At 61.8% G+C, this 19,246-nt stretch carries 18 protein-coding genes; 13 read left to right on the top strand and 5 right to left on the bottom strand.

All coding sequences use genetic code 11. The features are described from left to right. The first annotated feature begins 176 nt into the window (after positions 1-176). Together LIX91_RS25205 and LIX91_RS25200 are read left to right on the top strand one after the other, a co-directional pair. Positions 177-866: an SDR family oxidoreductase gene (locus LIX91_RS25205; RefSeq protein ID WP_003414639.1), complete on the top strand. Its 690-nt coding sequence runs from the start codon at positions 177-179 to the stop codon at positions 864-866. A gap of 123 nt (positions 867-989) precedes the next feature. After that, positions 990-2,345: an 8-oxoguanine deaminase gene (locus LIX91_RS25200; RefSeq protein ID WP_226489388.1), complete on the top strand. Its 1,356-nt coding sequence runs from the start codon at positions 990-992 to the stop codon at positions 2,343-2,345. Between the two features lie 111 nt (positions 2,346-2,456). Here the strand turns inward: LIX91_RS25200 and LIX91_RS25195 are convergent, their stop codons facing one another. Beyond that, positions 2,457-3,560 (bottom strand): calcium:proton antiporter, encoded by a 1,104-nt coding sequence (locus tag LIX91_RS25195; protein WP_003414637.1) that lies wholly within the window; start codon positions 3,558-3,560, stop codon positions 2,457-2,459. Between the two features lie 264 nt (positions 3,561-3,824). On the opposite strand from LIX91_RS25195, the gene LIX91_RS25190 reads away from it, so the two are divergent. The 7 genes from LIX91_RS25190 to LIX91_RS25160 all read left to right on the top strand — a co-directional run bounded on the left by LIX91_RS25190 (position 3,825) and on the right by LIX91_RS25160 (position 10,965). Continuing rightward, entirely contained in the window at positions 3,825-4,745 is a 921-nt protein-coding gene (locus tag LIX91_RS25190) for a Fe(3+) dicitrate ABC transporter substrate-binding protein FecB (protein WP_003414636.1), read from the top strand. Next, positions 4,746-5,735 (top strand): iron-dicitrate ABC transporter permease FecC, encoded by a 990-nt coding sequence (gene fecC / locus LIX91_RS25185; protein ID WP_226489387.1) that lies wholly within the window; start codon positions 4,746-4,748, stop codon positions 5,733-5,735. It abuts the gene before it with no gap. Next, a complete protein-coding gene (locus LIX91_RS25180) occupies positions 5,732-6,700 on the top strand; it encodes an iron chelate uptake ABC transporter family permease subunit (protein ID WP_226489386.1) in 969 nt (322 codons plus the stop codon). The genes fecC and LIX91_RS25180 overlap by 4 nt, the downstream gene beginning before the upstream one ends. Positions 6,701-6,704: 4 nt before the next feature. Beyond that, positions 6,705-7,496 carry a Fe(3+) dicitrate ABC transporter ATP-binding protein FecE gene (gene fecE / locus LIX91_RS25175; RefSeq protein WP_226489385.1) on the top strand — a complete coding sequence of 264 codons (792 nt, stop codon included), beginning with the start codon at positions 6,705-6,707 and terminating at the stop codon, positions 7,494-7,496. A gap of 299 nt (positions 7,497-7,795) precedes the next feature. Then, a complete protein-coding gene (locus tag LIX91_RS25170) occupies positions 7,796-8,890 on the top strand; it encodes a BMP family ABC transporter substrate-binding protein (protein ID WP_003347966.1) in 1,095 nt (364 codons plus the stop codon). A 77-nt stretch (positions 8,891-8,967) separates the two neighbouring features. After that, a complete protein-coding gene (locus LIX91_RS25165; RefSeq protein ID WP_226489384.1) occupies positions 8,968-9,933 on the top strand; it encodes a 2-oxoglutarate and iron-dependent oxygenase domain-containing protein in 966 nt (321 codons plus the stop codon). Positions 9,934-10,011: 78 nt separating this feature from the next. Then, positions 10,012-10,965 (top strand): adenosine deaminase, encoded by a 954-nt coding sequence (locus tag LIX91_RS25160; RefSeq protein WP_003414626.1) that lies wholly within the window; start codon positions 10,012-10,014, stop codon positions 10,963-10,965. A gap of 128 nt (positions 10,966-11,093) precedes the next feature. On the opposite strand, the gene LIX91_RS25155 is transcribed toward LIX91_RS25160, so the two are convergent. Both LIX91_RS25155 and LIX91_RS25150 read right to left on the bottom strand, forming a co-directional pair. Continuing rightward, positions 11,094-11,786, bottom strand: coding sequence for an ArsR/SmtB family transcription factor (locus LIX91_RS25155; protein WP_003393423.1), 693 nt, complete (start codon positions 11,784-11,786; stop codon positions 11,094-11,096). Positions 11,787-12,222: 436 nt separating this feature from the next. Further along, entirely contained in the window at positions 12,223-13,146 is a 924-nt protein-coding gene (locus LIX91_RS25150; RefSeq protein WP_003414623.1) for a LysR family transcriptional regulator, read from the bottom strand. Positions 13,147-13,262: 116 nt separating this feature from the next. Between LIX91_RS25150 and LIX91_RS25145 the strand changes: the two genes are divergently transcribed. Continuing rightward, a complete protein-coding gene (locus LIX91_RS25145) occupies positions 13,263-14,276 on the top strand; it encodes a zinc-binding alcohol dehydrogenase family protein (protein WP_226489383.1) in 1,014 nt (337 codons plus the stop codon). Positions 14,277-14,351: 75 nt separating this feature from the next. On the opposite strand, the gene LIX91_RS25140 is transcribed toward LIX91_RS25145, so the two are convergent. Beyond that, the gene (locus LIX91_RS25140; protein ID WP_003414619.1) at positions 14,352-15,548 is read right to left on the bottom strand and encodes a multidrug effflux MFS transporter; all 1,197 of its coding nucleotides are present in this window, start codon (positions 15,546-15,548) and stop codon (positions 14,352-14,354) included. A gap of 137 nt (positions 15,549-15,685) precedes the next feature. Beyond that, positions 15,686-15,883 (bottom strand): heavy-metal-associated domain-containing protein, encoded by a 198-nt coding sequence (locus LIX91_RS25135; protein ID WP_003414616.1) that lies wholly within the window; start codon positions 15,881-15,883, stop codon positions 15,686-15,688. 164 nt (positions 15,884-16,047) lie between these two features. Between LIX91_RS25135 and LIX91_RS25130 the strand changes: the two genes are divergently transcribed. From LIX91_RS25130 to cueR, 3 genes are all read left to right on the top strand, one after another. Further along, a complete protein-coding gene (locus tag LIX91_RS25130) occupies positions 16,048-16,428 on the top strand; it encodes a hypothetical protein (protein WP_003318651.1) in 381 nt (126 codons plus the stop codon). 69 nt (positions 16,429-16,497) lie between these two features. After that, positions 16,498-18,696 (top strand): heavy metal translocating P-type ATPase, encoded by a 2,199-nt coding sequence (locus LIX91_RS25125; protein WP_100072757.1) that lies wholly within the window; start codon positions 16,498-16,500, stop codon positions 18,694-18,696. Beyond that, positions 18,693-19,091, top strand: coding sequence for a Cu(I)-responsive transcriptional regulator (gene cueR / locus LIX91_RS25120; RefSeq protein WP_046237116.1), 399 nt, complete (start codon positions 18,693-18,695; stop codon positions 19,089-19,091). The genes LIX91_RS25125 and cueR overlap by 4 nt, the downstream gene beginning before the upstream one ends. Positions 19,092-19,246 lie beyond the last annotated feature (155 nt).

The raw sequence follows: 19,246 nt of genomic DNA, 5'->3' as shown, positions 1-19,246 counted from the left end.
CGGAACGATAATCCTGAAACTATCAGGCGTGCCGTTCCAGTGATTCCCCTGAACGTTTTCGGCTCGCGAAGATTCCAACAGGTCATGGGCAGGAGTACGCTGCAAGGTCGAAACTTTCGAGAGGCCTTGCTGGCACTGCCATGGAGTCTGTCTCTCAATCTGCCAAGGAATCATTCATGACCACTACCAAGAAAACCGCTCTGATCATCGGTGCTTCGCGTGGCCTGGGGCTCGGGCTGGTGCAGCGCTTGACCGAACAGGGCTGGCACGTCACCGCCACCGTACGTGATCCGCAAAATGCCGAAAACCTGAAAGCAGTCGAGGGCGTGCGCATCGAAGCGGTGGATCTGGACGAAACCGCCTCGCTTGAAGTGCTGGTCCAGAAGCTGCGCGGTGAGGTGTTCGACGTGCTGTTCGTCAATGCCGGCATCAGCGGCGCGGCACACCAGAGCGCTGCGAAGTCGACCGCTGCCGAGCTCGGGCAATTGTTCCTGACCAACGCTGTGGCACCGATTCGTCTGGCCGAGCGCTTCGTCGATCAAATTCGTCCCGGCACGGGCGTTCTGGCGTTCATGAGTTCGTGGCTGGGCAGCGTCACTTGCCCGGATGGCGCCAACCTTGCGCTGTACAAGGCGAGCAAAGCCGCGCTCAATTCGATGACCAATACCTTCGTTACAGAGCTGGGCGAGAACCGTCCTACCGTACTGTCGATGCATCCGGGTTGGGTGAAGACCGACATGGGCGGCGAAAATGCCGCCATCGACGTCATGACCAGCACCACCGGGCTGGTCGAACAGCTCAATGCCTACGCCGGCAAAGGCGGCCATCACTTCATCGACTACCAGGGCAAGACGATTGCCTGGTAACCGGTCGCTCGACTAGAATCGCCGTCCTTCGCCGGGGCGCACCTGACCCCGGCGACCCTGGATCAGCAGACAGGGCAACACTGAGCTGGCTAACCTGAACCTGTCTTTCAGAGGAGCCGGCCCATGCCCGCGATCCGTATCTGGTTGAAAAATCCCCTTGCCGTGTTCACTGCCAATGACCTGGACGCCCGTGGCGGTCTGGTGATCGAAGGCGGCGTCATCACTGAAGTGCTGGCCGCCGGGCAGCTTCCGTCAAAGCAATGTAATCAAACGTTCGATGCCCGTGAGCATGTGCTGCTACCGGGGTTGATCAACACGCACCATCACTTCTATCAAACCCTCACGCGGGCCTGGGCACCAGTGGTCAATCAGCCGTTGTTCCCGTGGCTGAAAACCCTGTACCCGGTATGGGCGCGCCTGACACCGGAGAAGCTCGCGGTCGCCAGCAAGGTGGCGCTGGCCGAGTTGTTGTTGTCCGGGTGCACGACCGCTGCCGACCATCATTATCTGTTTCCCGACGGGCTTGAACACGCTATCGATGTTCAGGTGCAGAGCGTTCGGGAGCTGGGCATGCGCGCGATGCTGACGCGCGGTTCGATGAGCCTGGGCGAAGCGGATGGAGGCTTGCCGCCGCAGCAAACCGTGCAGCAGGGTGAGGTGATTCTGGCCGACAGCCAGCGCTTGATCGAGACCTACCATCAGCGTGGCGACGGCGCGCAGATTCAGATCGCCCTGGCGCCCTGCTCGCCGTTTTCGGTCACGCCGCAGATCATGGCCGAGAGTGCAGCCATGGCCGAAAAACTCGACGTGCGCCTGCACACCCATCTGGCCGAAACCCTCGACGAAGAAGACTTCTGCCTGCAACGCTTCGGCCTGCGCACCGTGGATTATCTGGACAGTGTCGGCTGGTTGGGACCACGTACCTGGCTGGCCCATGGTATCCACTTCAACCCCGACGAAATCGCTCGTCTCGGCGCAGCAGGTACGGGTGTCTGCCACTGCCCGAGCTCGAACATGCGCCTGGCCTCCGGCATTTGTCCGACTCTGGACCTGCTCGCTGCTGGCGCGCCGCTGGGGCTTGGGGTCGATGGCTCGGCGTCCAACGACGCATCGAACATGATCCTGGAAACCCGCCAGGCGCTTTACCTGCAACGCCTGCGCTACGGCGCCGAAAAAATCACCCCACAGCGGGTGCTGGGCTGGGCCACCAAGGGGTCGGCGCAATTGCTCGGACGCACTGACCTCGGTGAACTGGCGGTGGGCAAACAGGCTGATCTGGCGTTGTTCAAGCTGGACGAACTGCGCTTTTCCGGCAGCCATGATCCGCTGTCAGCGCTGCTGCTGTGTGGCGCGGACCGTGCCGATCGGGTGATGATCGCAGGGCAATGGCGAGTGATTGACGGCCAGGTCGAAGGCCTGGACATCAAGCAACTGATTGCCGATCACAGCCAGGCCGCGCGGGAATTGATTCAGGGCTGAACGTGCGGGGCGATAATCTCAACTATCGTGCGACGCTCCGCGTCGGCATGCCGTTCAGGACGCTCTGCGTCCTCTTGCGACGCAGAGCGTGGGAGCGATAGGCAATAGGCCCTAAAGCCCCAGACACGAGAGCATGATGAACGTCGCGAACAGCACGAAGTGGGTCATGCCTTCGATGGCGTTGGTTTCGCCGTCGTTGAGGTTGATGGCGGACACCAGCAGGGTGATGAGGATCATCACGGTCTGCACCGGAGTCATGGCCATCTGGAAAGGCTGGCCGCTGTAAAGCGCCATGGCTTCCATCACCGGAACGGTGAGGATCACGGTCGACAGCGACGCACCCAACGCGATGTTGACCACCGACTGCATGCGGTTGGCCAGCGCGGCACGCAGGGCCGTGAGGATCTCGGGCGCGGCAGAGATGGCGGCGACCAGGATGGCAGTCATCACCGGCGGTGCACCGGTGCCTTCCAGGCCCAGGTCAACCGTCTTCGACATCACTTCGGCCAGCGCACCGATCACCACCACGCCGACAACCAGTGTGGCAATTGAGCGGGTCAGATTGACCGGCTCTGCGTGCTCCTCAGCCGGATTGGAGCCCTGGCTCTGACGCTTCTTCTTTTCCGGGTAGCTGTAGCTGAAAAAGTAACTGTGCGGCCCGACCTGCATGCGCAGGAACAGGGTGTAGAGCAGGATCATCGCGCCAATGGTAAACGCCGAATAGATCTTCCAGTCACCCTTGGGAATGAACTCGGGTACGACCATCGACACGCCCATCGCGGTGAGGATCATCACGCTGTAGGTGCGCGCCGAATCATCGTTGTACGACTGCTCGCCGTGCTTGATACCGCCCATCAGCGCCGCAAGACCGAGGATGCCGTTGATGTCGAGCATCACCGCCGAATAAATCGTATCGCGCACCAGCGTCGGCGACGGCTCGTTGCTCATCATGATCGCCAGGATCACCACCTCGACCGTCACCGCCGACAGCGTGAGGATCATCGTGCCGTAAGGATCGCCGACCTTTTCCGCCAGCATCTCGGCGTGATGCGCAACGCGCATCGAGGCGCAGATGATGAACGCGACCAGCGCCAGCCCCGACACCAGCGCAACCACCTGACCATTGCCTACCAGCACATGCTCCAGTGGATAAGCGACGAACATGGCAATGATTGCCAGCAACAGAAACTTTTCTTGCTTGAGCAATGCGCCCATTTTTATTCCCCAAACCTTGCGACATCGCCGCGGATGTACATGAAGGTGGCCAACAGTGAAGGCTGTCAGAGTAGCGTGTGTGACAAAAGGTTTCATAAAATAGCCCGAATGAGAACGGCACTCACGCGTAAATGACTTTTGATCCCGTCGCCGCGATGTGAAATAGTGCCCGCCGTTTTCAACAATAGTGCCCGCCGTTTTCTTCGCGGCCTTCAGGGCGCGCCTGTTTTTCATGATTCCGCTTTGTTAGAAAGGACCTTTGCCATGCGCGCTTTTCGACTTCCGCATCTGCTGGCTTGCGGCCTGCTGACCCTGATCGCGAGCGTCGCCCAGGCCGCGCCTATCGACATCGATGACGGCCAACACAAAGTCCACCTGCCTGACACCCCCAAGCGCGTGGTGGTGCTGGAGTTTTCGTTTCTCGACGGGCTGGCTTCGGTCGGTGTGACGCCGGTCGGTGCCGCCGACGATGGCGATGCCAACCGCGTGCTGCCCAAGGTGCGCAAGGCCGTCGGTGAATGGCAGTCGGTGGGCCTGCGTTCGCAACCCAATATAGAAGTGATCGCGCGGCTCAAGCCGGACCTGATCATTGCCGACCTCGGTCGCCATCAGGCGCTGTACAACGATCTGGCCAGCCTGGCGCCGACGCTGATGCTGCCGTCACGCGGTGAGGATTATCAAGGCAGCCTGAAGTCTGCCGAACTGATCGGCGTCGCGCTGGGCAAGGGGCCGCAGATGCAGGCGCGCATCGCGGAAAACCGCCAGCATCTGAAGACCGTCGCCGAGCAGATTCCGGCCAACACCAACGTGCTGTTCGGCGTTGCCCGCGAAGACAGCTTCTCGGTACACGGCCCGCACTCTTACGCAGGCAGCGTGTTGCAGGCGATTGGTCTGAAAGTCCCGGAAGTACGCAAAAACGCCGCGCCCACCGAATTCGTCAGCCTGGAGCAACTGCTGGCCCTGGACCCGGGCTGGTTGCTGGTCGGCCATTATCGCCGTCCGAGCATCGTCGACAGCTGGAGCAAGCAGCCGCTGTGGCAGGTGCTGGGCGCGGTGCGTAACAAGCAGGTGGCTGAAGTGGATGGCGACAGCTGGGCGCGCAATCGCGGGATCATGGCCTCCGAGCAGATCGCCGACGATGCGCTTGCCGTGCTCAAGGGCGGCAAGGCCGTGCTGAACCCGTAAATGCGCCGCTGGCTGATGGCGGGCGTAATCATCGCAGCCTGCCTGGGATTGTTCTGGGTGTCGCTGTTCGCCCTGTCGTCGTTCAGCATTCGCCAGGTGGATGCCTGGAACGGGCTGATCACACAGGGCCGCGAGGGCGGCAATATCGCTTACATCGTCGCGCAACTGCGCGTGCCACGTGCCTTGTGCGCGGCACTGGTCGGTGCCTGTCTGGGCGTGGCCGGCGCGCTGATGCAGGGCATCACCCGCAACCGTCTGGCCTCCCCGTCATTGTTTGGCGTTACCGCAGGCGCAGCATTAGGGCTGGCGCTGTTTTCCACCGGCCTGGTCGCCCTGCCCCTCCCCGGTGGTGCGCTGCTGATGACCTGCCTTGGCGGTGCGCTGGCGTGGATCACCGTGTTCAGTCTTGGCGGTGCCTGGTCACCCGCCACAGCTCAGGGCCGACTGGTGCTGGCAGGCGTTGCCGTCGCAGCACTGTGCGCTGCATTGACCCGCCTCACGGTGATCCTCGTCGAGGCGCAGGCGCAAAGCGTGCTCAACTGGCTGGCAGGGTCGCTGGCCAATGTCGGTGCCGCACAATTGCAACTGCTCTGGCCGTGCACGCTGATCGGCGTGGTGCTGGCGGTGGTCTGTGCGCCACGCCTTAACCTGATCAACCTCGGCGAAGACGCCGCGCGTTCGCTGGGCGTGCGCATCGGTGCGTTACGCCTGCTGGTATTCGTGGTCAGTCTGCTGCTGGTCGGCGCCAGTGTCTGTGCGGTCGGGCCGATCGGCTTTGTCGGCCTGATCGCGCCGAACATCGCTCGCCAGTGGCTGGGCAATGACTACCGCTGGCTGATCCCGATCAGCGCCGGCCTGGGCGCGGCCATCGTGCTGGCCTCGGACCTGATCAGCCGTGCCGTGGCCTTCCCGGTGGAAACACCGGCCGGGGTGGTGACGGCATTGATCGGCGCGCCGTTCTTTCTGTTTCTGGCGAGGCGTGCGCTATGAACCACCCGCGCTCAAGGTTGTTGCTGTTGGGGGCGCTGCTGGCACTCGCCCTGCTGCTGAGCCTCAGCGCTGGCACCGTGTGGCTGACACCAGGCGCCGTGCTCGATCACCTGATCGCCCAAGACAGCAAGGACTTCGAGGTCTGGAATCACCGCCTGCCACGTGGCTTGATCGCGATCATGACCGGCTGCGCGTTCGGCCTGGCTGGCGCCATCGTGCAAGGCGTGATTCGCAATCCGCTGGCCTCGCCGGAAATCCTCGGCGTCACCCAGGGTGCCGGGCTGGCGCTGACCATTGCGATTATCGGCCTGCCGCAGTTACCGGTGTCGGCGCTGCCGTTTGTGGCGTGTCTGGGCGGGGCGGCGGGTGCGCTGCTGCTGGCGTTGTACAACACCCGCGTGCAGTTTTCCGGCGTGCGTTTCGCGCTGTCCGGGGTGGCGATTGCGGTGACGCTGTCGAGCATCACCGAATTCCTGATTCTGTCCAACCCGCTGGATATCAACACCGCCCTGCTGGCGCTGACCGGCAGTTTGTGGAGCCGCAACTGGCACCATGTGTTGCTGGCCACGCCGCTTCTGCTGCTGATCCCGCTCAGCCTACTGCTGGCCAAACCGCTGAACCTGATCGGCCTGGGTGACGAGGCCGCGCAGAGCCTGGGCACCGGCCTCACGCGTACGCGTTGGCTGGCGATGGGCAGTGCCGTGCTGTTGACCAGCCTGGGGGTGGGCATTATCGGCCCGGTGAGCTTCGTCGGTCTGGTCGCACCACACATGGCCCGCCGTCTGGTCGGCGGTCATCATCAGTACCTGCTGACCGCTTCCATGGTCCTCGGCGCGTTATTACTGGTGCTGGCCGATACGCTAGGCCGCACGCTGATCGCCCCCAGCGAAATTCCGGCCGGGATTCTCACGGCGGTGATCGGCGCTCCGTATTTCCTCTGGCTGCTGGCCCGATTCAAAGGTTGATCCCATGACTATTCTGAAGGCGCAGCAACTCGACATCGGCTACGGCGCGACGCGCATCGTGCAAGACCTGTCGTTCAGCCCGCCGCCCGCGCAGGTCACCGCGCTGATCGGCCCAAACGGTTGCGGCAAATCCACCCTGCTCAAGGCGTTCGCACGGATTCTCACCCCGCAATCGGGCAGTCTCAGCCTGGATGGCACCGCCTACGGCAAGCTGTCGGCCAACGAGCTGGCGCGCAAGGTGGCTTTTCTGCCGCAAGTGCTGCCGATTCCGGAAGGCGTCAGCGTGCGCCAACTGGTGGCGTACGGCCGCAGTCCGCACAACAGCCTGTGGGGACGCCTGAGTGGCGCCGATCAGCACAGTGTCGATCAAGCCTTGCAGCGCATGGAGCTGGACACACTGGCCGATCGCCCGCTGTCCGATCTGTCCGGCGGGCAACGACAACGCGCCTGGCTGGCGATGATCCTTGCGCAGGACGCGGCCATCGTCCTGCTCGACGAGCCGACCACCTATCTGGACATCAGCCACCAGGTCGAACTGCTGGACCTGATGCGCGAACTGAGCGCCGAAGGCAAGACGGTGATTACCGTGCTGCACGACATCAATCAGGCCTGCCGCTACGCAGACCATCTGGCGGTCATGCAGGGCGGACGCATGGTGACCTGCGGCGCGCCGGGCGATGTGCTGACGGCCGAGCTGGTCTGCCAGGTGTTCGATGTGCAAGTGCAGATCATGCGCGAACCCGTGGCAGGCACGCCGATGTGCATCGTCGAACGCAGCACGCGCTGCACCAGTTAGCGGCGCAGCCCACCGCGCCTGCACCTTCGCGCTGCACTACGCGTTACACACAAGTCTGTTTTAGATTCTGACCGAAGGCCGTGGGAGCGACCGGGGCGGCGATCCGCATTGTTCGCGAAAGGGTTGCCGTATTCTCCGAAAATGCATCGTCTGAACGACCTCCTTCGCGGACAAGTCCGCTCCTACACACGCACTATTGCTACAGGGTGAAGCAAGCCCACATCGTAAGTTGTCCTGTTGGTCAGTTAATTGCATTGCTCGGGTAGGCATTCCAACAAGACCGCAAGGAGCTAGACCCGATGCACCTGACCAACCCACGTCGTCCCCTGAAAAAACTGCTGTGCGCCGTCGCCGCCGTTGTCGGCCTCGGCTCCAGCCTGCTCGCCTCGGCAGCCGATCCGCTGAAAGTCGGCTTCGTCTACATCGGCCCTATCGGCGACCACGGCTGGACCTATCAGCATGAACAGGGCCGTCAGGCGATGGTCAAGGCGCTGGGTGACAAGGTCACCAGCAGCTACGTGGAAAACGTGCCGGAAGGTGCAGACGCCGAGCGGGTTATCCGTAACATGGCCAAGGGCGGTTACGACCTGATCTTCAGTACCTCGTTCGGCTACATGAACCCCACGCTGAAAGTCGCCAAGCAGTTCCCCAAGGTGAAGTTCGAGCACGCGACCGGCTACAAGCAGGACAAGAACATGGGCACTTATCTGGCCCGTACCTATGAAGGTCGCTACGTGAGCGGCTACATCGCGGCGAAGATGACCAAGACCAAGAAGATCGGTTATGTCGCCTCGTTCCCGATTCCTGAAGTGCTGCGCGACATCGACGCCATCCAGCTGGCGCTGAACAAGTACAACCCGGGCACCGAGATCAAGGTGGTGTGGGTCAACTCCTGGTTCGATCCGGGCAAGGAAGCCGATGCGGCCAACGCGCTGATCGATCAGGGCGTGGACGTGGTGTTCCAGCACACCGACAGCCCTGCGCCGATCCAGACCGCCGAGCGTCGCGGCGTGTACGCCGTCGGCTATGCCTCGGACATGGCTCACTTCGGACCGAAAGCAGTGCTGACCTCCATCGTCAACAACTGGGGCCCGCATTACATTCAGGCCGCCGAAGGCGCCATCGCGGGCACCTGGAAACCACAGGATTACTGGGGCGGCCTGAAAGAAGGAACGGTCGAATTGCCGATCAGCGACGTGGTGCCTGCTGACGTGAAAGCCGAAGCGCAGAAGATCATCGCCAGCATCGAAAGCGGCGAATTCCACCCGTTCACCGGCCCGATCAAGGACCAGAACGGCACTGTGAAAATTGCTGACGGCGTGGTCGCGACCAACGCCGAGCTGGCATCGATGAACTACTACGTCGAAGGCATCAAGGCCGAGCTGCCGAAGTAATCAGCCCGTCAGCTGCCTGACCATCGTGCCTGCCGCGCCAGGCACGATCATCGACACTTCCCTTTCAGGACCGGTTAATGGACCAGCTTCCCGTCATCGACATCGCCCCGCTATACGGTACGGACACTCAGGCCTGGCAGGATGTCGCCCGACAGATCGACAGCGCCTGTCGGGAATGGGGCTTCTTTTACATCAAGGGCCACCCGATCAGCGCGCAACGCATCGAGCAAGTGCAATCGGCAGCGAAGGATTTCTTTGCCCGGCCGGCAGCTGAAAAGCTCCTGATCGATATCACCCAAAGCACGCACCATCGCGGCTACGGCGCCATCGCCACCGAACAACTGGACCCCAGCCTGCCGAGCGACCTCAAGGAAACCTTCGACATGGGCCTGCACCTGGATGCCCGTCATCCCGACGTGCTGGCGGGCAAATCGCTGCGCGGGCCAAACCGGCATCCGGACATTCCCGGCTGGGAAGCGCTGATGGAGCAACACTATCTGGACATGCAGGCGCTGGCGCAAACCCTGCTGCGCGCCATGACCCTGGCACTGGGCATCGAGCGCGATTTCTTCGATCAGCGCTTCAAGGACCCGGTCAGCGTGCTGCGCATGATTCATTACCCGCCGCGTGATACGGCGACCTCCGCCGAGCAACAAGGCGCAGGCGCGCACACCGATTATGGCTGCATCACCTTGCTGTATCAGGACATGGCGGGCGGCTTGCAGGTGCGTGATGTGCGTGGCGAATGGATCGACGCGCCACCGCTCGACGGCACCTTCGTGGTCAATCTGGGCGACATGATGGCGCGCTGGAGCAATGATCGTTATCTGTCCACGCCGCACCGAGTTATCAGCCCGCTCGGGGTTGATCGCTACTCCATGCCGTTCTTCGCCGAACCGCACCCCGACACGCGCATCGAATGCCTGCCCGGCTGCCAGAGCGACGATCATCCGGCCCGCTATCCGGTGACCACCTGCGCCGAATTTCTGCTGTCGCGCTTCGCGGATACCTACGCTTATCGCCGCGAACAGGAGGCAAGTTGAACGTTCGGTCAGGTTTTACCCTGCGCAGCGACGTGCATCTGTAGAATGCCCGGGATCTGCACCTGATGAGAAAAGAATATGTACGACTGGTTGAACGCCCTGCCCAAGGCAGAACTGCACTTGCACCTCGAAGGCTCGCTGGAACCCGAGTTGCTGTTCGCCCTGGCCGAGCGCAACAGGATTGCCCTGCCGTGGGATGACGTCGAAACCCTGCGCAAGGCGTATGCCTTCAACAACCTGCAGGAATTCCTCGATCTGTATTACCGGGGCGCAGATGTATTGCGCACCGAGCAGGACTTCTACGACCTGACCTGGGCCTACCTGCTGCGCTGCAAGGCACAGAACGTTGTCCACACCGAACCGTTCTTCGATCCGCAGACCCACACCGACCGTGGCATCCCGTTCGAAGTGGTACTGGCCGGGATTACCGGTGCGCTGAAAGACGGCAAGTCGAAGCTGGGCGTCGACAGCGGCCTGATCCTGAGCTTCCTGCGTCACCTGTCCCAGGAAGAAGCCGAAAAAACCCTCGATCAGGCGCTGCCGTTCCGTGATGCGTTCGTCGCCGTGGGCCTCGACAGCTCGGAAATGGGTCACCCGCCAAGCAAGTTTCAGCGTGTGTTCGATCGCGCGCGCAACGAGGGCTTCCTGACCGTGGCCCACGCCGGGGAAGAAGGTCCGCCCGAATACATCTGGGAAGCACTGGACCTGCTGAAGATCGAGCGCATCGACCACGGTGTGCGCGCCATCGAAGACGAGCGGCTGATGCAGCGCATCATCGACGAACAGATCCCGCTGACCGTCTGCCCGCTGTCCAACACCAAGCTTTGCGTGTTCGACGACATGGCCCAGCACAACATCCTCGACATGCTCGAGCGCGGCGTGAAGGTCACCGTCAACTCGGACGACCCGGCCTACTTCGGTGGCTACGTGACCGAGAACTTCCACGCGCTGTACACCCATCTGGGCATGACCGAAGATCAGGCCAGACGCCTGGCACAAAACAGCCTGGATGCACGACTGGTCAAGCCCTAAAGAGGGATTGAGCAGGTTACATTCATCGTTCCTCACGCTCCGCGCCGCAGAGGACGCAGAGCGTCCGGATCTGCATGCACGCGGCGGTGGTGCGATGTTGGTGGAGCGCGCCACACCCATCGCTCCCGTCAGGCCGCCGCCGCGATCTTGCTGATTTCCCGCTGTCCACTGGATGAGACCTGCAAGGTGCTGGACTCTTCAGTGGTGCGCAGCCAGCCCATCTGAATGAACAGCTGCAACAACCCCGCCCCCAGCGCGCCACCCAGATGCGGGTTGCGATCGTTCCATTTCGGACAGACACAGACCGTTTCACGCTTGCGTTGCGCCAGTGCGGGTATGTAGATGCCGCGCTCGGCAAATCTGGCCACGCCCTTGCTGGTGACCTCCACGCGCTTCTCCTGCTGTTCTATCCAGCCGGCTTCCAACAGGCGCTGATAAAGCTCGGCAGCCATTTCGCCACCCAGATGATCGGAGCAGATTCTTGCGCGGCGCAGCGGCAAAGGCGGCGTGGGCTGGGCAAAGCGACGATTGATCTGTTCAGCACTGGCCAGCGAAGCACAGGCCAAGGCCTCGACCGCCGCCCCCACTTCCGGCGCGGCGAGGCGAAAGAAGCGCTTGCGGCCGCGGACCTCCTGTTTCAACAGACCGCCACTGGTCAGCCGCGCCAGATGGGCGCCAGCAGAAGAAGTCGAGAGTCCCGCCAGGATTGCCAATTCATCGGCAGGGCGAGCAGTACCATCCATCAGTGCCCAGATCATTGCGCTGCGCTTGGGGTCGGCCAGCAAGGTTGCGATCTGGCTGATGCAAGGTCCGTATTCCATGTGTTCACTCCCTGTTGAAACATTCATCTATGGTGATGACTGGGTGAAAGCAATCACGCCTCGATAGAGTTGAACGTGGCTCTTATATGTAATGACAAGTATAAACTCTATGCCCTGCGCCCCCGCGGGGTGAAAAACGCCTCTTACACACCGTGGATGCATCACGACGCAAAAAATCGCCCAACTGTGGCGCGTTCCCTGAACACCAAGTTGTTCCCACAGCTACGCCGCAACCCCTCTATCCAAGGGGTTTGCAGCGACACTTCAAAAGGGGATTAAAAAGACAAGCGTAATGGCTATGACAAAAATGCCAAATCCACTCAACAACAGTCAGTTTCAACTTTGTTCCAGCAGCGAAACTTCGCGTTATTGAACGACCTTCGAAAATTATATTTTCCGACACTTCCGAAGGCCATTTCCTACTGGGACGCGGCGATTAAAACACGCTTGCGGACGACAGACTTACAGCATGTTGCTTACACCGTAACCTGAGCATTTCCAGTAACAGAATGACAGGCTTGCTGAGTTGCGCCCGATGCGCGCACAACAGGTTCAATGGCGCCCGCTCCCCGATCAGGTCAGGCATCAACACTTTCAGGTGCCCGGCCCGCACATCTGCGGCCACGTCCAGCCAGGATTTGTACGCCACACCTTCGCCCGCAACCGCCCAGCGGCGCACGACGTCGGCATCGTCGCTGAACCGGTTGCCGCTGACCGTCAGACTGATTTCGCGCTTGCCGTCGTTCAGCGTCCAGCGGTCATGAACGCGATCGCCAAGCATGAACAGCAGGCAGTTATGCTGCGCCAGTTGCTCGACCTGATGCGGCTCGCCATGACGCTGCAGGTAACTCGGCGCCGCACACAATACCCGGCGGTTGTCAGGCAACACCGGCAGGGCGACCAGGCTGGAATCTTCCGGCTCGCCATAGCGCAGCGCCACGTCGACAGGCTGGCGGAACAGATCGGCAATACGATCACCCAGCAGCAGACGCACAGTCAGTTGCGGGTGCTGCTGTTGAAATTCGTCGAGCCACGGCAACAGCACGTTGCGCCCCAGATCCGAAGGTGCCGAAAGTTGCAGCACGCCCTCGCAACGGTCCTGGCTGCTGGCCAGCAAGCGCCGCCCCTCCTCGAGGCTGCCCAGTGCAGCGCGCGCGTATTCCAGAAACCCCTCGCCTTCGGCAGTCAGGCGCAGGCTGCGCGTCGAACGGGCCAGCAAGCGCGTCCCCAGCTGCCGTTCGATACGCTTGAGCGCCGCGCTGGCAACCGCCGCAGACATGTCCATGACCCGCGCTGCGGCAGAAAGGCTGCCCAGATCCGCCGCACGTACGAACAACTGCAAGTCATCAAAACGCAGCATCAAGGCCTCGTATTATCAAAATAAAATTGAAAGAGCCTGCCGTTTTAGCGGGTTTTATCTTTACTGGAAATAGCCAATGATTCTATTCATCATTTTCTTTCGGAGAGGCCCCTGACATGAAAGCCATTGCGTACTACAAGTCCCTGCCCATCAGCGACGTAAAATCATTGCAGGATATCGAGCTGCCCGAGCCGACTGCTGGCGCTCGCGATCTGCTGGTCGAGGTCAAGGCCATCTCCGTCAACCCGGTGGACACCAAGATCCGCCAGAACGTCCAGCCTGAGGACGGTGCAGGCAAGGTGCTCGGCTGGGACGTGGCGGGTGTGGTGAAGGCCGTCGGCAGCCAGGTCACCCTGTTCAAGCCGGGCGACAAGGTGTTCTACGCAGGTTCCCTGACCCGGCCGGGTGCCAACAGCGAGCTGCACGTGGTGGATGAACGCATCGTTGGCCACATGCCCAAGACCCTGAGCTTCGCCCATGCGGCGGCGCTGCCGCTGACAGCCATCACCGCCTGGGAACTGCTGTTCGAGCGACTGCAGATCCCGCAGCAAAAAGGTGAAGGCGTACACAGCCTGCTGATCGTCGGCGCCGCCGGTGGCGTGGGTTCGATCCTCACCCAACTGGCGCGCAAACTGACATCGCTGAAAGTCATCGGCACCGCCTCGCGGCCCGAGACCGAAAGCTGGGTCAGCGAACTGGGTGCGCACCATGTGCTGGATCACAGCAAGCCGCTGAGCGAAGAACTCAAGCGCATCGGCCTGAACCACGTGACCCATGTGGCCAGCCTGACCCAGACCGAGCAGCATCTGGATCAGCTCGTCGAGGCGCTCAAGCCTCAAGGCAAGCTGGCGCTGATCGACGATCCCAAGTCGCTGGATGTGTCGAAGCTCAAGCGCAAGAGCCTGTCGCTGCATTGGGAGTTCATGTACACGCGGTCGATGTTCGAAACCGAGGACATGATCGAGCAGCACAACCTGCTCAACCGGGTTGCCGAACTGATCGACGCCGGAACGTTGAAAACCACCTTCGGTGAGCACTTCGGCACCATCAACGCCGAAAACCTGCGCCGCGCTCATGCCCTGCTGGAAAGTGGCAAGGCCAAGGGCAAGATCGTACTGGAAGGTTTCTGAGTCGCAGAGGCCTGCGCCGTACGAAGTCGATGACGTCAGTCACGCCCGGCGCGACTGACATCATCGCTTTGGCGATCAGGCGGTCTGGAGCGATGCGTCGCGACGGGCCTGCGCACGGCGCGTCAGCACCGAGAGCCCCACGGTCAGCACGCCGCACAGGCTGATGACCAGCGCCATCGGCGTGGCCGTGCCGTCATGCAGCACGCCCACCAGACTGGCGGCGACGGCGGCAACGCTGAATTGCAGACAACCCAGCAACGCCGAAGCACTGCCCGCGCGCGCCCACTGGCCATTCATGGCGCAGGCCGACGCATTGGGGATGATGCACCCCAGGCTTGCCACGCAGATGAACAGCGGCACCAGCAGCGGCCAAAGCGCCTCGGTGCGCAGCAAGCTGATCGCCAGCAACACCAGCCCCGCAGCCAGATAGATCCAGACCGTGCGAGACAGCAAAAACGCCGGACCGGTCTTGCGCAGAATACGCGCGTTGATCTGCGCCGCCAGAATGAAGCCCGCCGCATTCATCCCGAACAACCAGCCGTAGTGCTCGGCAGGTACGCCATACAATTTGATGAACACAAACGGCGAGCCTGCGACGTAGGCGAACATCCCGGCCATGGCGATGCCGCCGGTCAGCGCATGACCGATGAACACACCGTCCTTGAACAGATTGATGTACTGCCCAGGCGCGCCGCTCAATGGCTGGCGCGGTGTGGTGGCCGGCATGCTTTCCGGCAACCCCAGTGCAACCGCCGCCAGACAGGCACCGCTGAACAGGGCGAGGCTGACGAAGATCGATTGCCAGCCAAAGGTGCTGACCAGCACGCCGCCCAGCATCGGAGCCAGTATCGGTGCCAGACCCATGACCAGCATCAATTGCGAGAAGACCTTGGCCGACTCGACGGCGTTGCACTTGTCGCTGACGATGGCGCGTGACAAGACCATCCCGGCACAGCCGCCCAGCGCCTGCACGAAGCGTGCAGCGATCAGCCATTCAAGACTCGGCGCAAAGGCACAGGCGACCGAGGCGAGCATGAACAGGGTCACGCCGACCAGCAGCGGAATGCGCCGACCGAACCGGTCAGCCACCGGACCATAGGCCAACTGTCCCAGGGAAAGCCCCAGAAAGTAGGCCGCCAGGGTCAGTTGTACGTGTTTTTCATCGGTCCCGAAATACGAGGCCATGGCTGGAAAGCCAGGAAGATAGAAGTCGATGGCCAGAGGGCCGAAGGCGCTCAATGAGCCAAGGATAAGGATCGTTCGTAGATTCATCGGGTGTCCATTAACGGATGCAGAGCAGCGGTCTAGTTTAACCGGCTTACCTTGCAGAGAACGACGGACGGGGAAATTAATTCAAAACTTTTCAATATTTACAGACCGGGAGACCGCATCGATCTCCCGGGCCTTGATCATGCCGGCTGCGCCTGATAACCCTCTTCGCTGATCAGACTGACAATCCGCTCGGGCGACAGGCTGCTTTGCACCTTGACCTGCTTGCTGGCCAGTTCGACCTGAACATCGGCACTCGGGTCGTCATTCTTGATTGCCTCTGTCACTGCGCGAACACAATGCCCGCAGGTCATGCCTTGAACGTTGAATAACTGCATGGTGTCACTCCTTCAGTGATGAACAGCGAGCATCTTCAACCTTGTCATCATGGCAAGGTCAAGTTTCTGCCATTGCTGCCGGGCTGGCATTCGGCGTAATCGTGAGCCAAGCTGAGATATCGACACCTATACCGTCAGCCACATTTACATCAGGAGTATCAGCGATGCGCTGGTCAGCAGTCAGCCTCTTCAGCATTCTCGGTTTCCTGGCTATCACACCTGCCACTCAGGCAGCTCAGGACTACGGCATCCTGATCATTTCCCGAGAGCGCCTGGAAGTCGCGACTTCCTGCGAGATCGGCATCTACGTTCAGGACCGTCTGGCCGGGAGGCTGTACCAGGAAGACTCGGTGTCCTTCAACCTGCCTGCCGGTGAAGTCTCGGTGCGGCTGAGCACTCTGCGCGGCAATGTCGTGGGCTGTGAGCCCGGCATGGAAGCGCCGCGCAGCACCAAGATCCAGCTGCGCGCGGGGGACATCCTCAAGTACCGCATCGCCGCCGACCTGAACGGGATGTACCTCAAGAAGGCTGACCTCAACTATTGATTCGCGCTTGACCTTGCCCGTATGGCAAGGTTGATCCTTGCAGGTAGCCAGCCTCAGGGAGTGATTCACATGCAAGACACCACCACCTTCGACCTGCCTATCAGCGGCATGACCTGCGCCAGTTGCGCAGGTCGGGTCGAGCGTGCCCTGGCCAAAGTGCCGGGGGTCAACAGCGTGACGGTCAACCTGGCCAATGAGCGCGCCCATGTAGACACTGCAGCGCACACCGATCCGCAAACCCTGATCGACGCCGTCAGCCGTGCCGGTTATGGCGCCACGCTAAGCCAGGATCGTCACGCCGAAGCCGACCAGAAAGCCCGTCACCTGCATCACGAACGCTGGGCCTTGCTGCTGGCCATCGTGCTGGCGCTGCCGTTGATCCTGCCAATGTTGTTGTCACCGCTGGGCGTGCACTGGATGCTGCCTGCGTGGGTGCAATTTGCACTGGCGACGCCGGTGCAGCTCATCCTTGGCGCACGCTTTTACGTGGCCGCCTGGAAAGCCGTGCGCGCAGGTGCCGGCAATATGGACCTGCTGGTCGCGATCGGTACCAGCGCCGGCTACGGCCTGAGCGTCTATCAATGGCTGCACGCTGCGCCCGGAACGACGCCGCACCTGTATTTCGAAGCATCGGCGGTGGTGATCGCGCTGGTGCTGTTGGGCAAATACCTGGAAAGCCGCGCCAAGCGCCAGACCGCCAGTGCCATCCGCGCCCTTGAAGCACTGCGCCCGGAGCGCGCCCTGCGGGTGGTCGACGGCCTCGAACAGGACGTGGCGATAAGCGCGCTGCAGCTCGATGATCGGGTGCTGGTCAAACCCGGCGAACGCTTTCCGGTGGACGGCGAAGTGGTCGAAGGCCGCAGCCATGCTGACGAAGCGCTGATCACCGGCGAAAGCCTGCCGGTGGTCAAGCAACCGGGCGACAAGGTCACCGGCGGGGCAATCAATGGCGAAGGCCAGTTGCTGATCAGGACCACGGCGCTGGGCGCGGAAACGGTGCTGGCGCGCATCATTCGTCTGGTCGAAGACGCACAGGCAGGCAAGGCTCCGATCCAGAAACTGGTGGATAAAGTCAGCCAGGTGTTCGTGCCCACCGTGTTGGTGATTGCCTTATTCACACTGGCCGGCTGGCTGCTGGTCGGTGCCTCGCTTGAAGTCGCGCTGATCAATGCCGTCGCCGTACTGGTGATCGCCTGCCCTTGCTCTCTGGGCCTGGCGACTCCGACAGCGATCATGGCCGGGACCGGCGTGGCAGCGCGTTACGGCATTCTGATCAAGGACGCCGAGGCACTGGAGCGGGCTCACGAGGTTGATGCGGTGGTGTTCGACAAAACCGGCACGCTGACTTCGGGCACGCCGCGTATCACCAACATGAGCGCGGTGCTGGGCAATGAAGAACACCTCCTGCAACTGGCAGGCGCACTGCAACGCGGCAGTGAACACCCCTTGGCCCGAGCCGTGCTGGATGTCTGTCATGAATGGCAACTCAAGCCTGATGCCGCGCAAAACAGCCGCGTCCTGAGCGGTCGGGGCATCGCTGGCACCGTTGAAGGCCTTGAACTGGCGCTGGGCAATCGACGTTTGCTGGAGGAAAGCGGCCTGCCAATGGGCGACCTGGCCGAGTCCGCACGCATCTGGGAAGCCGAGGGGCGCACGCTGTCGTGGCTGATCGAGCAGGCTCCGGAGCCGAAGGTGATCGGTATGTTTGCCTTTGGTGACACGCTCAAGCCCGGAACCGATCAGGCGATCAAAGCGCTGAATGCGCGGGGCATCACCAGCCATCTGTTGACCGGCGATAACCGTGGCAGTGCTCAGGTGGTTGCCAGGGCACTTGGAATAAACGACGTGCATGCGGAAGTATTGCCTGCTGACAAGGCGGCCACTGTCACTCAACTGAAAAGCCACCATGTGGTGGCGATGGTCGGTGACGGCATCAACGACGCGCCGGCGCTGGCGGCGGCTGATGTCGGTATCGCGATGGGCGGCGGGACCGATGTCGCCATGCATGCAGCGGGTATTACCCTGATGCGCGGCGACCCGCGACTGGTTCCGGCGGCACTGGACATCAGCCGAAGGACCTACGCGAAAATCCGCCAGAACCTGTTCTGGGCGTTCGTCTACAACCTGATCGGCATTCCCCTCGCGGCGCTGGGCTATCTCAATCCGGTATTGGCGGGCGCGGCCATGGCGCTGTCGAGTGTCAGCGTGGTGAGCAATGCGCTGCTGCTGAAAACCTGGAAACCCCGCGACCTGGAGGACGCACCATGAATATCGGTCAGGCGGCGAAAAGCAGTGGCTTGAGCGCGAAGATGATCCGCTATTACGAGTCCATCGGCCTGCTGCAGGCAGCGCATCGCAGCGACAGCGGCTATCGCCTGTACAGCGCGGACGATCTGCACACGCTGGCGTTCATCAAGCGGTCAAGGGACCTGGGGTTTTCGCTGGAAGAGGTCGGCAAACTACTGACCCTCTGGCAGGACCGCCAGCGAGCCAGCGCCGACGTCAAGGCATTGGCCCGCCAGCACATCGCCGAGCTGAACCGCAAAATCGACGAACTGGCGAGCCTGCGCGACACGCTTCAGGAACTGGTGGAACACTGCCAAGGCGACGACCGCCCCGACTGCCCGATCCTCAAGGACCTGGCTTCAGGCGGGTGTTGCTAGCCACTTCCACAAGGGTCTCACCGCATCCACTCGATGGAGCGCCTGCACGCGCTCCGTGGGAGCGAGGGCCGATACAGCCTTCGAAAACCGTGCGCCTGATACATCGTCTTCGCGAGCAAGCTCGCTCCCACAGTGGTCTTACTTACTGCATCACT

It is taken from the genome of Pseudomonas sp. B20, assembly GCF_020515755.1.
Taxonomy (GTDB): domain Bacteria; phylum Pseudomonadota; class Gammaproteobacteria; order Pseudomonadales; family Pseudomonadaceae; genus Aquipseudomonas; species Aquipseudomonas syringae.
Note: the sequence above shows the minus strand (reverse complement) of the source record. Positions and strands in the feature narration are given on the sequence as shown.

Bases quoted from the DNA above. Each gene is read 5' to 3' on its own strand.
- LIX91_RS25205 (WP_003414639.1), top strand. From the start codon at position 177: ATGACCACTACCAAGAAAACCGCTCTGATCATCGGTGCTTCGCGTGGC.
- LIX91_RS25200 (WP_226489388.1), top strand. From the start codon at position 990: ATGCCCGCGATCCGTATCTGGTTGAAAAATCCCCTTGCCGTGTTCACT.
- LIX91_RS25195 (WP_003414637.1), bottom strand. From the start codon at position 3,560: ATGGGCGCATTGCTCAAGCAAGAAAAGTTTCTGTTGCTGGCAATCATT.
- LIX91_RS25190 (WP_003414636.1), top strand. From the start codon at position 3,825: ATGCGCGCTTTTCGACTTCCGCATCTGCTGGCTTGCGGCCTGCTGACC.
- fecC (WP_226489387.1), top strand. From the start codon at position 4,746: ATGCGCCGCTGGCTGATGGCGGGCGTAATCATCGCAGCCTGCCTGGGA.
- LIX91_RS25180 (WP_226489386.1), top strand. From the start codon at position 5,732: ATGAACCACCCGCGCTCAAGGTTGTTGCTGTTGGGGGCGCTGCTGGCA.
- fecE (WP_226489385.1), top strand. From the start codon at position 6,705: ATGACTATTCTGAAGGCGCAGCAACTCGACATCGGCTACGGCGCGACG.
- LIX91_RS25170 (WP_003347966.1), top strand. From the start codon at position 7,796: ATGCACCTGACCAACCCACGTCGTCCCCTGAAAAAACTGCTGTGCGCC.
- LIX91_RS25165 (WP_226489384.1), top strand. From the start codon at position 8,968: ATGGACCAGCTTCCCGTCATCGACATCGCCCCGCTATACGGTACGGAC.
- LIX91_RS25160 (WP_003414626.1), top strand. From the start codon at position 10,012: ATGTACGACTGGTTGAACGCCCTGCCCAAGGCAGAACTGCACTTGCAC.
- LIX91_RS25155 (WP_003393423.1), bottom strand. From the start codon at position 11,786: ATGGAATACGGACCTTGCATCAGCCAGATCGCAACCTTGCTGGCCGAC.
- LIX91_RS25150 (WP_003414623.1), bottom strand. From the start codon at position 13,146: ATGCTGCGTTTTGATGACTTGCAGTTGTTCGTACGTGCGGCGGATCTG.
- LIX91_RS25145 (WP_226489383.1), top strand. From the start codon at position 13,263: ATGAAAGCCATTGCGTACTACAAGTCCCTGCCCATCAGCGACGTAAAA.
- LIX91_RS25140 (WP_003414619.1), bottom strand. From the start codon at position 15,548: ATGAATCTACGAACGATCCTTATCCTTGGCTCATTGAGCGCCTTCGGC.
- LIX91_RS25135 (WP_003414616.1), bottom strand. From the start codon at position 15,883: ATGCAGTTATTCAACGTTCAAGGCATGACCTGCGGGCATTGTGTTCGC.
- LIX91_RS25130 (WP_003318651.1), top strand. From the start codon at position 16,048: ATGCGCTGGTCAGCAGTCAGCCTCTTCAGCATTCTCGGTTTCCTGGCT.
- LIX91_RS25125 (WP_100072757.1), top strand. From the start codon at position 16,498: ATGCAAGACACCACCACCTTCGACCTGCCTATCAGCGGCATGACCTGC.
- cueR (WP_046237116.1), top strand. From the start codon at position 18,693: ATGAATATCGGTCAGGCGGCGAAAAGCAGTGGCTTGAGCGCGAAGATG.